The organism is Alkalimonas mucilaginosa (genome assembly GCF_036327005.1).
Classification (GTDB): Bacteria; Pseudomonadota; Gammaproteobacteria; order Enterobacterales; family Alteromonadaceae; genus Alkalimonas; species Alkalimonas mucilaginosa.
The window spans coordinates 105,613-119,205 of record NZ_JAUGZK010000011.1; the positions used below are offsets into that span (position 1 = coordinate 105,613).

A 13,593-nucleotide genomic window follows, 5' to 3' on the forward strand; every position below is an offset into this window, starting at 1 on the left:
ATAGACAACTTGTGGACAGAGAATTGGAATTACAGCGCTAAAGTCGTGGCTTTGCTCAGAGAATAGGCGAACACTCTGTGGCAGTAAAAAAATGATTGACTTGGTTCGTCAAAATCCGTTTAATACCTCCCCGTTGCCCAGATAGCTCAGTCGGTAGAGCAGAGGATTGAAAATCCTCGTGTCGGTGGTTCGATTCCGCCTCTGGGCACCATTCTTCCCCTTTGAATGGTGTCGGCAATGTTCGTTCAGGCTTAACAGCCAGCAGTATGCCCAGATAGCTCAGTCGGTAGAGCAGAGGATTGAAAATCCTCGTGTCGGTGGTTCGATTCCGCCTCTGGGCACCATTTTAAAGCCATCCCTTCGAATTATTTCTGCATTCCAGCTTGTATAATCCAGATGCGTATTCTGATTGCATAACGCCCCTGTTAACACCATTTTTGGTAGAAACTTGATATACTGTGCAAAGAATCCCATCAATGCTGACATGAATCTATCAGCAAATAGAGGCAATGATGACAAAAGCTGTGATCCTGGTATTGGATAGTTTTGGCATAGGCAGTGCGCCTGATGCTGAGCGTTTTGGCGATCTTGGCGCCAATACGATGGCCAGTGTGGCCAGCGCTTTTGCTAAAGCGAAAGGTCGCCAGTTGGCATTGCCTAACCTGGCAAAGCTTGGATTGGTGCGTGCTGCCAAAGCCGCATCTGAGCAGGCGATTCTGGTCGAAGATGCCAGCCAGGTACGTGGAGCCTACGGCTATGCGGCTGAGCTTAGCAGTGGTAAAGACACACCGAGTGGCCATTGGGAGATTGCTGGTGTGCCTGTGCTGTTTGATTGGGGCTACTTTCATCAAAAGACCGATAGCTTCCCCGCAGAGTTACTCGATAAATTATGTGCCGAGACCGGTGTCCCAGGCATTTTAGGCAACTGCCATGCCTCAGGTACGGATATTCTGCAAAAGCTTGGTGATGAGCACATCAAAACCGGCAAACCTATCTGCTACACCTCAGCTGATAGTGTGTTTCAGGTAGCGGCTCATGAAGAATATTTTGGCTTGCAGAAGCTGCTGGATTTTTGTCAGGTGGCGCGCCGTTTGCTGGATGAATACAATATCGGTCGTGTTATCGCCAGACCCTTTCTTGGCGATAGCCCCGATAACTATGCCCGTACCGGTAACCGGCGCGATTATTCGGTCTTGCCTCCGGCGCCAACAGTGCTGGATAAACTGACACAAGCTGGTGGCGAGGTCATTAGCATTGGCAAAATTGCTGATATCTATGCGCATCAGGGCATCAGCAAAGGGGTTAAGGCTACCGGGCTTGCTGCGCTGGTAGATACTACCTTGCAGCAGATGGCGCTGGTTGGAGCCAACAGTCTGGTTTTCACCAACCTGGTTGATTTTGATCAGAATTATGGCCATCGACGCGACCCTATTGGTTATGGTGAGGCGCTGGAGTATTTTGACAGCCGTTTACCGGAATTAATCGATGCTTTGGATGACGATACATGGCTGTTGCTGACAGCCGATCATGGTTGTGATCCTACCTGGCCAGGCACTGAACATACCCGTGAGTTTATTCCTGTGTTGTGTTATCGCCGGGGTATCGCTGAGGTCGACTTAGGCATGCGTCATAGCTTTGCCGATATAGGCCAGACCTTGACCGACTTATTTTCGTTGGAAGCCATGTCTTATGGCGATTCTTTCTTTGCACAATTGACTAAATAATTAAGAGAACATCCGTATGACAACACCCCATATTGCTGCTAATCCTGGTGATATTGCCGCTACTGTGCTGATGCCAGGTGATCCATTACGTGCTAAGCATATTGCCGATACTTTTTTGCAGGATGTACGCTGCGTCAATGAAGTACGAAACATGTATGCATTTACCGGCAGTTATCATGGCAAGCCAGTGACTGTTATGGGCTCAGGCATGGGCGTGCCTTCGATGTCAATTTATGCGACTGAGTTGGTCAAGTTTTACGATGTAAAACGTATCGTACGTATTGGCTCCTGCGGTGCCTTGCCACATGCGGTTAAAGTTCGTGATGTAGTGATTGCTATGGGTGCCAGTACCGACTCGGCGGTGAATCGTAACCGCTTGCAAGGCATGGACTTTGCTGCTTTAGCCAGTTTTAATCTGATTGAAAAGGCCGTAGCGGCTGCACGGCAGAAAAATATTCCGGTGCAAGTTGGCAATGTCTTTACCTCGGATCTGTTCTACAACCCTAATCCAAGCTTGTTTGATACCTTAGAAAAATACGGTGTTTTGGCTGTAGAAATGGAAGCCGCAGGTTTGTATGGCGTGGCGGCTGAATACGGTATTGAAGCTCTGAGTATCCTGACGGTAAGCGATCACATCCGAACTGGTGAATCGCTAAGTGCCGAGCTACGGCAAACCTCCTTTAATGATATGGTTGAAATTGCTTTGGGCATGGTGGATTAACGGCCATGTCGATGACCAACCATAAGATGTTTTATGTCTCCTGGGAGGCATTTCACCGGGCCAGTCGTGAACTGGCGGCTAAATTATTGACTGGTCGCTTTGAACGCATTCTGGCGGTTAGTCGCGGTGGTTTGGTGCCAGCGACCATCCTTGCACGCGAGTTGAATATCCGCTTGCTGGATACCATCTGTATTGTGAGTTATCAGCACGATCAGCAGGGTGACCTATCCGTTGTTAAAGGCTGCGATTGGCCGGATGATGCGAAGCTGCTGATTGTGGATGATCTGGTGGATACCGGCGAGACCGCCAAAGTACTCAAGCAGCAGTTTCCTCAGGCAACCCTGGCTACGGTCTACGCCAAGCCTCAGGGCAAGCCATTGGTGGATGTGTATGTCACCGATATTGAGCAAGACACCTGGATCCAGTTACCCTGGGATACCGAGCTTAGTTACACCGCACCACTGGTGGAGCAGCATAGCTAGTTTTATTTTAGTCGCATATCTACCCAGACCAGCCGGTGATCCGAGCTGGTCTCTCGTTTTTTCACCAATGAGTAGTCGGCTTCATCGGCTGCAGGCCAAAACACCCCGCTCGATAATACTTGAATGCCTGCTTTACTTGGCAACACATAATCTGCCCGCATGCGCCAGACAGCCGTATGCTGGGCAGCAAAAGGATTGTCTGGACTGTGCTCTGCCGCACCGCGGCTACCTGGTTGTGGATCTTGTATGCGAGGGTGTTGCAATAAGCTTTGGATCCCGGCAGCGATGGCATCTCCTTCTACGGTGGATGCATTCAAATCCCCCAGCACCACAAAGGGAGCCTGACTGTCAAAGCCACCAGCCAGTCCGGAATCATCGTAAATGTAATGTCCTTGTTCGCCACTGATGTAATCGACCCAAAAGCGGATTTCATCGTGATTGCGTTTGCCATTGCGGTTTTCCGGGCCATCAAACACTGGCGGTGTTGGGTGGCTGGCAAATACATGCAGTCGTTTACCATCTATAGTTAGTGGCACATCCCAATGCGATTTAGACGATAACGGAAATTGTTGCCAGGCAGCGTCTTCATACCAGGGGCTGCCATCTGCTTGAACCGTTGTAAGATGCCCTGGCATATCCTGCCATTTAAACTGACGAAATGTCCGTACTTCATCCTTCAGGATAGGGTAACGCGACAGCAACAACATACCGTACTGGCCCGGATAAAAACCGAAACCCCAGGCATCAGCACCTACTCCAGTAGATTGACCATCGCGATTTAGATCAAAGGGGCTGGGCTGGCCAGTATTCACTTCGGCATAAAAGTAGTAAGGGTAATCGATTGGCGCTGCACCTAGTTGCGATACGGCCAGGTAGTTCTGCAAAAAGGCTTCGACTCCCTGCGCAGGTGACTCAATGTAGTCGAATTCGGTCAGAAAAATCACATCCGGCCGGGTTAACTGGATAATACGGGCGATGGCCTGGATTTGAGGCTCCTTGCCATCGGCTAGTCGATCAATCAAAACCTGTTGGTTACCTCGTTGGCCTTTTGGCAGGTAATTCTCGGCCTCCATGCTGACATTGAAGGTAGCGATACGTATTTCTGTAGCATGAATGGACATAAACAAGCCTGTAAAAAAGCTGACAGATAGAATGATGACAGGTATATGCAACATGATTTTGCCAGTTAAATAAAGTTGGTAGTGGGATCATACCTCAAGCTGTAATCAGCCAGCAAAACTGAAAACGAATCCATAGCTGAAGAAATTTTCTGCAAAATTACTGCATTAGCAAGTACGCAACTCAGACCAGTCATGTTACAATTGTATGACCAAACGAGTTAGATGCGCCGTTCGGGAAAAAGTTCCGTTGTTGTTCGGTCCGGCGTAAAAAAAACGTCACAATCATTCGTTAGGATGTCTTCCCAAATTGAAGACAGCAATTGTTTTCTAATGGATTGGGTATAAATTCGGAAACTACCAGGTGAAACGATATGAAAATTAAACATTTAGCTTTGGCTGTAGCTCTCGGGCTTGGGGTCAGTCAATTAGCCTATGCGGATACAACTTCATCAGTTCGGGGTAATGTAGTCACTGAAGCCGGACAAGTAGCAGCAAATGCCAGAGTAGAAATTCTACATGTTCCGACCGGCACGCGTACTACCACCACTACGAATGATGCAGGTGCTTTCTCAAGCACTGGTCTGCGGGTTGGTGGCCCTTATGTGATTACCATTCGTGGTGATCAAGGTTCGGTAACTTACGACGAAGTGTATCTGACACTTGGTGATGGTTTACGTCTTAATGCACAGCTTGCTTCATCTGTAGAGCGGATAGCAGTAACTGGCTCTTCGATCATGGTTGTAAATAACACTGGCTCAAGCAGTTTCTTTGGTGCCAGAGATATCGAAAATGCGCCAACGTTTAATCGTGATCTGAAAGACATCATTCGTAACAACCCATTGGTAAATATCAATGCCGCTGATGGCACTATCTCTGTTGCTGGAACGAACCCACGTTTTAACAGCATTTCTGTGGATGGCATCGGCATCAATGACGATTTTGGCTTAAACTTTACCGGCTATCCAACGACTCGTTCTCCTATTTCACTGGATGCGATTGAACAGGTCATTGTCGACACATCACCTTTCCATGCCAAAGACTCTGGCTTCCAGGGTGCAAAAATTAATGCGGTGACAAAATCAGGTACCAATGAGTTGTCAGGCTCTTTCTTTTTTGAAAGGCAAAACGACTCCTGGGCCGGAGAATACAAGCACAACAATTCCAGAGACTCGTTAGACTTCGATGAAAAGACCTGGGGTGCTACTCTGGGTGGTGCTTTAGTACAAGATAAATTGTTCTTCTTTGCCTCTTATGAGCGCTACAGTTCGCCACAGGCTTCTGGCTGGGGTCCAAGTGGTGTTTCTGGCGTGGCAAACGCAACCAATGTCACTGCTGAAGAGTTGCAATCTGTTGCTCAGATAGCCAATGATATTTATGGTGTTCAGGTAGGTGATTGGGCAGTAAGCCCGACCACAAAAGATGAAAAAATCTTGCTAAAGCTGGATTGGAACATCAACGATGATCACCGGGCTGCATTGACTTACCAACGCAGCGATGGCAACAAAATCCAAAATACCACCGATGATCCAAGAACTTTGAAGTTATCCAGTCATTGGTATGATCGTTCTGAAACGATGGACAGCTATGCTTTCAAATTGTTCTCTGATTGGACACATGATTTTTCAACCGAAATTTATGCCACCTACCAGGATCGTAGCACTGGCCAAAACTCGTTAAGTACTTTGCCGCAAGTTTTTGTCGATATCGAAGGTGACTCCAATCGTCGTATCGCTTTTGGTTCGGACCATAGTCGCCACGCTAATGAGTTAAGTAATAAAACGCTGATTTTGGGTATCGATGGTACTTATTTGCTGGATGATCACAAGCTGAGCTTTGGCTATCAGTTTAAAGAGACTGAGGCGAACAATCTTTTTGTGCAGTACGCCCGGGGTAGCTACCGTTTCAACAGCATTGAAGACTTTGAGAATCGTTTAGCGACGGAGCTGCGCTATCAAAATGCACCATCATTGGATCCGCGCGATGCCGCAGTTTCCTTCAAGCGTGGCGAGCATGCATTTTATATTCAGGATGAATATGCAATTACTCCGGATGTGCTGTTAAGCTTCGGTTTACGCTATGAGCGCTTAACCACCAGTGATGTTCCAGCATTCAATGAGTCTTTCCTGACTCAAACCGGCTTTGACAACCGGGAAAACCTGAACGGTCTGGATATCTGGCTACCACGCTTTGGTTTTAAGTGGGATGCTGCTACTGATTTGGTAGTGCGCGGTGGTATTGGCCGCTTCTCTGGTGGTCAACCAAGTGTATGGGCCGGTAACGCATACGGTAATAATGGTATCAACAAAGTTGATACTGGGAATGTGACTTCAAACCCTCGTTTCCCTGAAGACCTGCGCAACTCTTTGGTGGGTGTTGATATTACGACGGTACCTGAATCTTTTGAAGAATATGTCCGTTCAGGTGCAGATTCACCAATCAACCTAAACGATCCAAACTTTAAAATTCCTTCTGATTGGCGTTTCCAGTTGGCGACAGATTATCGTTTTTCTTTGGGGGATTACTTACAAAACGTACTCTGGACCACGGAGTACAGTTACGTGAAGCCTGAAAACTCAGTGTTCTGGAAAAACGTCACTATCGGGGATGTGTTTTACGAAACTACTGATGGCAGGAAATTGTATCAGGATGCAGGTTTACCGGCACTGATGATGACCAATGCGGATTCTGAAGGACGCTCGCATATCATCACTACGTCGTTGTTTAAGCGTTGGGAGTCTGGTTTAAGTGTGAATACTTCATACACTTATCAGGATATTACCAGTGCTACGGTGGGCTCAGCTTCAACTGCTCATGGTAACTTTGGAAATAACATTGCGATTAACCGTAATGAAACCCTGGTTGGCACCTCTCCGTACGAAACCCGTCATCGGTTTGTGTTAAACATCTCGTATGAAACCGAGATTTTCTCTGGTTATACCACTACCTTTAACTCATTCTTTGAGCGGAAATCAGGTAAGGCTTTGACTTATTTGGCGAATATTTCAGCGCCTGGTCGTGAAGCATTTGGTTATGGTGATGGCGGCGGCGGCATTTTAGCTTACATTCCATCACCAGATGATGCACAGTATGTGTTTGAAAGTGAAGCCAGAAAGCAAGAGTTTTATGATATTGTCGCGAGTATGGGCTTAAATGGTTATATTGGCGGCTACGTGCCGAAAGGCGGTTTCAACTCTCCGTGGGTAACTACCTGGGATGTTGGTGTCCGCCAGCAGGTGCCTGGTTTCCATAAAGACCACAAAGGGGAGCTGTATTTTACCATTTCTAACTTCCTCAATCTGTTGGATAGCTCGAAAGGTCATGTCCGTGATACGGAGTTTGGAACTATCAGCTTGTATCAGGTGCGCGATGTGAATCAGGACACCGGCGAGATTACTATCCGAGGATTTCAACCTCGTCAAGGAAGTAACTGGGAACGCTTTAATGAAAACGAGTCGACCTGGCGCTTGAAGCTAGGTGTACGCTACCGCTTCTAATTAAGCTTTATCCTGACAAAACCGGCCTTCGGGCCGGTTTTTTATTTCTATATCGGGCATTTTTAGCGATAATTGCTTTTTGTGTGTATTGGAAAGTGACTACGACGTGGGTAAGAACACCATCATTGCCATAGCCGGCGCTTCTGCTTCCGGGAAAAGTTTATTTGCATCAACTGTTTATCAGGAACTGGTAGAGGAGCTTGGCGGGGAGCGCATTGCTATTCTGGCTGAAGATGCTTATTACCGCGACCAAAGCCATTTGTCGTTTGAGCAGCGTACCCTAACCAACTACGATCATCCGTCGGCGTTCGAGCACAAACTCTTGGGGCAGCATTTGCAGGAGCTACGGGAAGGTAAAGCCATTGCTATGCCTCAGTACTGCTACAAAACCCATACCCGTTTACCAGATACTATTCAGGTGCAACCAGCCAAAGTGATTTTGGTAGAGGGGATTTTGTTGCTTAGCGATCCATTGCTGCGTGATGAATTTGATATTAGCGTCTTTATGGATACACCACTGGATATTTGCCTGTTGCGGCGTATTCGCCGTGATTTGGAAGACAGAGGAAGAAGTTTGCAATCGGTGGTCGAACAATACGAAGATACCGTGCGGCCAGCATTCTTTGATTTTATTGCACCCTCAAAACAGTTTGCCGATTTGGTGGTGACTCGAGGCGGTAAAAACCAGATTGCTATCGACATTATAAAAACAAAAATTCGTCAGTTGCTGGCGGAGTAATTAAAAGGATCAGGGGAATGATGGGATTAGTAGGTATCGCGGTGCTATTGCTGGTAGCCTGGCTGGCATCGAATAATAAAAAGCGAATTAATTGGCGTACTGTAGGGGGTGCTTTTGCTATTCAGTTAGCGATTGGTGCTTTTGTCTTGTACATCCCTGTTGGGCAGGATGTGTTGTACAGCATTTCACTGGTGGTTTCCAATGTGATTGGCTACGCCAGAGATGGTATCGAGTTTTTATTTGGTGATCTGGGCCGCCGCTCGCAAGGCTTTATTTTTGCCATTCATGTGTTGACCATTATTGTTTTCTTTTCATCCCTGATCGCCGTGCTCTATCACATCGGCATTATGGCCTGGGTTATTCGCCTGATTGGTGGCGGCTTGCAAAAGCTGCTCGGAACAAGTCGGCCAGAATCCATGTCTGCGGCAGCCAATATCTTTGTTGGGCAGACCGAAGCACCATTGATTGTTCGGCCCTTTGTGCCAACGATGACCCGCTCTGAACTCTTTGCCGTGATGGTAGGTGGACTTGCTTCGGTGGCTGGCTCGGTGCTTGCTGGTTATGCCGAGTTGGGGGTGGAATTAAAATACCTGATTGCGGCCAGTTTTATGGCAGCCCCTGGCGGTTTTTTAATGGCGAAAATGATTTTGCCGGAAACAGAGCAGCCGAAAAACGAACTGACCGAAATTGCGCAGGAAAAACCTCATACCAACGTGATCGATGCCGCAGCCGCGGGTGCTTCCAGCGGTATGCAACTGGCGCTTAATGTGGGGGCCATGTTGTTGGCATTTATCGGGATTATTGCACTGATAAACGGCATGGTCGGTGGCATCGGTGCTTGGTTTGGCAAAGATGATCTGACCTTGCAACTGATTTTTGGCTATGTCTTTCAGCCGCTGGCCTTTATTCTGGGCGTATCCTGGGAAGAAGCGCGGGTGGCAGGCAGTTTTATTGGCCAGAAACTGGTGATCAATGAATTTGTTGCTTACCTTGATTATGTAAAGGTGAAAGAAGAGCTAAGTGCACATACCCAAGTGATTGTCACTATCGCGCTGTGTGGCTTTGCCAATTTCTCCTCCATTGCGATCCTATTAGGTGGTTTGGGCGGTATGGCGCCCAGTCGCCGGGCTGATATTGCGGCACTGGGTTTAAAAGCCTTGCTGGCAGCAACATTGGCTAACTTAATGAGCGCTGCTATTGCAGGGTTCTTTTTTTCTTTAGGCTAAAAAACAGGTCTTTTATATGACACAGCAAGTTCCAACGTTAGATATAAGACGGTTTGCCACCGACAAAGATAACTTTGTTGCCGAAATTGGCAAGGCCTACACTGAATTTGGATTTTGTGGCATTAGCGGTCACGGAATTTCAGACGACGTGGTAGCAGATACATACACCGCCATTAAGCAGTTTTTTGCGCTGCCCAATGAAGTAAAAGCGAAGTACCATATGCCAGGGCAGGGCGGTGCCCGCGGTTATACCGGCTTTGGCGTGGAAAAAGCCAAAGATTCCAAGCATCCGGATCTGAAAGAGTTCTGGCATGTTGGCCGTGAACTGGACGGTCCTGCACCACACCCAAGCTTGTACCCCAATGTGTGGCCTACCGAAGTGCCGGGTTTTAAAGAAGCTACTTATCGGCTTTACAGCGAGCTGGAAAAGCTAGGCAATCGGGTACTGGAAGCGCTGGCGCTCTACTTAGGGCAGCCACAGCACTATTTTGCCGATAAGGTTAATTTCGGTAATTCGATCCTGCGGCCTATTCATTATCCACCAATTCAGGATACCAGCACTCAGTCGATCCGAGCAGGTCAGCACGAAGACATTAATTTGATCACCTTGCTGGTTGGCTCGAACGAGGCTGGTTTGGAAATATTGCGTCGTGATGGCAGCTGGCTGCCGGTCACAACCATTGAAGGCACCATCGTCGTGAATATCGGTGATATGCTGCAGCGGTTAACCAACCATGTGTTGCCATCTACCACCCACAGGGTGGTGAATCCGGCTGGTATGGCTGCGGGCGAGCCTCGATACTCCATTCCTTTCTTTATGCATCCAAATCCGGATTTTGTCATTGAGACGCTGCCAAGCTGTATCAGTGCCGAGCGCCCCAATCGTTATCCGGAGCCAATTAATTCCAACGACTACTTAATGCAGCGTTTGGAAGAGATTGGCTTGCTAAAAAAGAACGGAAAATAGCCGCTTTGCACAGCAAATAAGCGAGTGACACAAAAGCCGTTAAATTGTGCCATATTGCAGTTGACAGCTTTTTGGAACTCGCTATACTGTGCGCCATGTTGAGCAGCGATGCGCAACATACCTCGCAGATGTGGTGGAATTGGTAGACACGCTAGCTTCAGGTGCTAGTGCTCGAAAGGGCGTGAGAGTTCGAGTCTCTCCATCTGCACCAAATTAACCGGCTTAAAGCCGGTTTTTTTTGTGCCTGCTATCCCTGCAGGCATCCCTCCGGGACCAGCCATTGGCTGTCCAAAAGCACTCCCGATGCTTTTGTGTTTTTAGATTTACCGTTTTAGTTCTATGCGGCGGATAAAGTCTTCCACCAGCAAGTCATAGAGCTTGTTGCCCAGATACAAATCTTCCACTCCATCATCGATGTTTGGGTTGTCATTGACCTCGATGACGTACACCTTATCCCCATCTTGTTTGATGTCAACGCCATAGAGGCTATCACCAATCGGAGCGCAGGCTCGAATAGCAGCATCAAGCACATGAGCCGGCACCTCGCTCACAGCGCAGGTGCTAAAAGCACCGCTTTGTGTTTTGCCGCTACCGTGCTTGTAAATCTGCCAGTGATTGCGCGCCATAAAGTATTTGCAGGCAAAAAGCGCCTGACCATTTAACACGCCAATACGCCAGTCAAACTCTGTGAAGGTATAGCGTTGGGCCAGGATGATGGCGCTTTGCTCAAACAGCTCGGTCATTTTTTGCCGCAGTTCGGTCATGGTTTTTACTTTCACCACCCCTCGGGAAAAACTGCCATCGGGGATTTTTAATACCATGGGTAAGCCTAGTAAATCTGCTGCCCGCTCCAGATTATCGGTATCGTATTTAAACAGCATTAAACCATCAGGTACCGGCACCTGATGCTGTTCAAACAGAGTTTGCAGGTAGATTTTATTGCTGCAGCGCAAAATCGAGTTCGGATCATCAATCACTGCCAGCCCTTCGCGTTCGGCTTTTAATGCCATTTTGAAAGTATAGTGATTGACAGCGGTGGTTTCACGAATAAAAAGGCCATCAAACTCCGCCAGCCTTTGATGATCGCGAGCACCGATGATCTCGGTATCCATGGCCGCCTTTTTGGCCGCTTTGCAAAACAATTCTATGGAGCGGGGGGTACAGGGGGGGAACTGCTCCTTGGGATCCATTAACACGGCCAGGTCGTATTTAAATTGCCGCCTGCTCGGTTCCAATCGCCATATTTTATGGCTAAAACGCTCCAGCGCTTCGGCAAACTGCGTTTGTTGTGACTCCGTCAGTTTGTGCAAACTGCCAATACGAATGGTTTTTACCTGCCACTGTTGCTTTTTGATCAAATCAACGTGCAGGATAGGAACGGAGAATGCTTCAAACAGATAATCGGCCACTTTCTTTAACGAGCGCTCACTGGTTTCGCCAAAATAAAGCTGGAAAGTTAGTTGCGTTTCCGGGTTATCAGCCAGAGCTTTATTGAGCTGTTTCGTTAATGTCACTGGGATATCATCAATGACATCGGCAATTTCGTCCCGGTTAAACTTATTAAATACCTTAATGGACGGGATGGCATGGTGATTACGCGCTTCGGCCAGTAACGAGCAGTAATACCCTGAACCCAGGTACTGGGATTGTCGACAAAGGTTAATGAGCCGTACGCGCTGGCGGGACTTACCCTGCCACTTCAGATAATCAGCCAGGGTCATAACGCCATCGTATTGAAAGAAAGGCCCCCAATCTTGCAGCTTATCTACTACGATTAATAACTTAGACATATCCTGTTCCGGAAAAATGCATTTCTTGTATTGTAGACACTAGTGTTGATTGCTGCCTAATGAAATCCTTTACTCGTGAGCAGCAAAATAATTGTCTTGCAAGATAGCTGGAAACAACGTGCAATGCCTGGCGATGAAACAAGGGATTAAGGTGCCTATGCAGAATAAAGATCTTTGTATCCGTGATGCCGTGTTGCCGGACTTAGCTGATTTGGTGCAGTTGGAGCAAGCCTGCTTTGATGCTGATCGTTTGAGTCGCCGTAGCTTCAGGCACTTTATTTTGGATAAGCGCAGTGATTTACAGGTGCTGGAAAAAAATGGCCAGTTGGTCGGTTATTTTCTGGTGTTGTATCGTCGGGGGATTAGTCTGGCCCGGTTGTACTCGCTTGCGGTATTACCCACCGAACGAAAGCAAGGTTTTGCACAGCTGCTGTTAAATCAGGCAGAGTTATCTGCCCGGCAGCGGCGCTGTGTTTTTTTGCGTCTGGAAGTCAGGCCGGATAATAGCGGCGCCATTGCCTTGTATCGGCGTCAGGGCTATCAGGAATTTGCTATCCGCCATGATTTTTATGAAGATCACTCGGATGCACTGTGCATGCAGAAGCGTGTGTTCAGCTATCAGCAACAGGATACCAATAAAGGCATCCAATTTATTCCGCAAACTACGCCTTTTACCTGTGGGCCTGCTAGTTTACTGATGGCAATGAATTACTTTGAACCAGGCCGCTACGATCCCTTTATCGAGGAGTTGGAGATTTGGCGTGAAGCCACGACCATATTTATGACATCCGGTCATGGTGGTTGCAGTCCCAGAGGTTTAGCTTTGGCTGGTGCGAGACGAGCCTTTGACGTTGAAGTGATGCTTAATCAATCCGGGCCTTTGTTTGTTGACTCGGTGCGAAGCCAACAAAAGAAACAGTTACTGCAGCGTGTGCATCAGATTGAACAACAAAAATGTACCCAGGCTAATATCCCGGTTCAGATTGCCGATTTCACGCTAACCGATGTACTGGATAGATTGCAGCAAGGCTATGTGGTGTTATTGCTTATTAGTACCTGGCAGTTCGATCGCAGCAAGGCACCGCATTGGGTGGTGCTTTGTGATGCTGATGATGATTTTGTTTATCTGAACGATCCTGATGTCGATACTGAAGCTGGCCAAAATGCTGCGGATTATCAGTACATCCCTGTAAACCGTGACATCATGACCAAAGCTTTTCTCTATGGCAAGCAGCGCTTAAAAGCAGCTGTTGCGCTGAAAAAGCACAAAGAGCCTGATTTTTAGGCAAACACACCAAAAGAATCAAATAAGGCTTGCAGCTTTATCTT

The 13,593-nt window shown here is 47.7% G+C and carries 10 protein-coding genes and 3 tRNA genes; 11 read left to right on the plus strand and 2 right to left on the minus strand.

Annotated features, from left to right (window positions below; translation table 11 throughout):
* The first annotated feature begins 135 nt into the window (after nt 1-135).
* From QWF21_RS13990 to gpt, 5 genes are all read left to right on the plus strand, one after another.
* A tRNA-Phe gene (locus tag QWF21_RS13990) sits at nt 136-211 on the plus strand.
* Nucleotides 212-268: 57 nt separating this feature from the next.
* Nucleotides 269-344, plus strand: a tRNA-Phe gene (locus QWF21_RS13995).
* A gap of 168 nt (nt 345-512) precedes the next feature.
* A complete protein-coding gene (locus tag QWF21_RS14000; protein WP_330088662.1) occupies nt 513-1,724 on the plus strand; it encodes a phosphopentomutase in 1,212 nt (403 codons plus the stop codon).
* Between the two features lie 16 nt (nt 1,725-1,740).
* Nucleotides 1,741-2,445 carry a purine-nucleoside phosphorylase gene (gene deoD / locus QWF21_RS14005; protein ID WP_330088663.1) on the plus strand — a complete coding sequence of 235 codons (705 nt, stop codon included), beginning with the start codon at nt 1,741-1,743 and terminating at the stop codon, nt 2,443-2,445.
* Between the two features lie 5 nt (nt 2,446-2,450).
* Nucleotides 2,451-2,927: a xanthine phosphoribosyltransferase gene (gene gpt, locus QWF21_RS14010; protein ID WP_330088664.1), complete on the plus strand. Its 477-nt coding sequence runs from the start codon at nt 2,451-2,453 to the stop codon at nt 2,925-2,927.
* A gap of 2 nt (nt 2,928-2,929) precedes the next feature.
* Here the strand turns inward: gpt and QWF21_RS14015 are convergent, their stop codons facing one another.
* On the minus strand, nt 2,930-4,048 hold the full coding sequence (locus tag QWF21_RS14015) for an endonuclease/exonuclease/phosphatase family protein (protein WP_330088665.1): 1,119 nt from the start codon (nt 4,046-4,048) through the stop codon (nt 2,930-2,932).
* A 371-nt stretch (nt 4,049-4,419) separates the two neighbouring features.
* Between QWF21_RS14015 and QWF21_RS14020 the strand changes: the two genes are divergently transcribed.
* The 5 genes from QWF21_RS14020 (at nt 4,420) to QWF21_RS14040 (ending at nt 10,685) form a co-directional block, all read left to right on the plus strand.
* Nucleotides 4,420-7,542, plus strand: coding sequence for a TonB-dependent receptor (locus QWF21_RS14020; RefSeq protein WP_330088666.1), 3,123 nt, complete (start codon nt 4,420-4,422; stop codon nt 7,540-7,542).
* Between the two features lie 106 nt (nt 7,543-7,648).
* Entirely contained in the window at nt 7,649-8,281 is a 633-nt protein-coding gene (udk, locus tag QWF21_RS14025; RefSeq protein WP_330088667.1) for a uridine kinase, read from the plus strand.
* A gap of 17 nt (nt 8,282-8,298) precedes the next feature.
* Entirely contained in the window at nt 8,299-9,507 is a 1,209-nt protein-coding gene (locus QWF21_RS14030; protein ID WP_330088668.1) for a NupC/NupG family nucleoside CNT transporter, read from the plus strand.
* Between the two features lie 16 nt (nt 9,508-9,523).
* The gene (locus QWF21_RS14035) at nt 9,524-10,474 is read left to right on the plus strand and encodes an isopenicillin N synthase family dioxygenase (protein ID WP_330088669.1); all 951 of its coding nucleotides are present in this window, start codon (nt 9,524-9,526) and stop codon (nt 10,472-10,474) included.
* A gap of 124 nt (nt 10,475-10,598) precedes the next feature.
* Nucleotides 10,599-10,685, plus strand: a tRNA-Leu gene (locus QWF21_RS14040).
* 112 nt (nt 10,686-10,797) lie between these two features.
* On the opposite strand, the gene QWF21_RS14045 is transcribed toward QWF21_RS14040, so the two are convergent.
* Nucleotides 10,798-12,264: a RimK family protein gene (locus QWF21_RS14045; protein WP_330088670.1), complete on the minus strand. Its 1,467-nt coding sequence runs from the start codon at nt 12,262-12,264 to the stop codon at nt 10,798-10,800.
* A gap of 157 nt (nt 12,265-12,421) precedes the next feature.
* On the opposite strand from QWF21_RS14045, the gene QWF21_RS14050 reads away from it, so the two are divergent.
* Nucleotides 12,422-13,549 carry a GNAT family N-acetyltransferase/peptidase C39 family protein gene (locus QWF21_RS14050; RefSeq protein WP_330088671.1) on the plus strand — a complete coding sequence of 376 codons (1,128 nt, stop codon included), beginning with the start codon at nt 12,422-12,424 and terminating at the stop codon, nt 13,547-13,549.
* Nucleotides 13,550-13,593 lie beyond the last annotated feature (44 nt).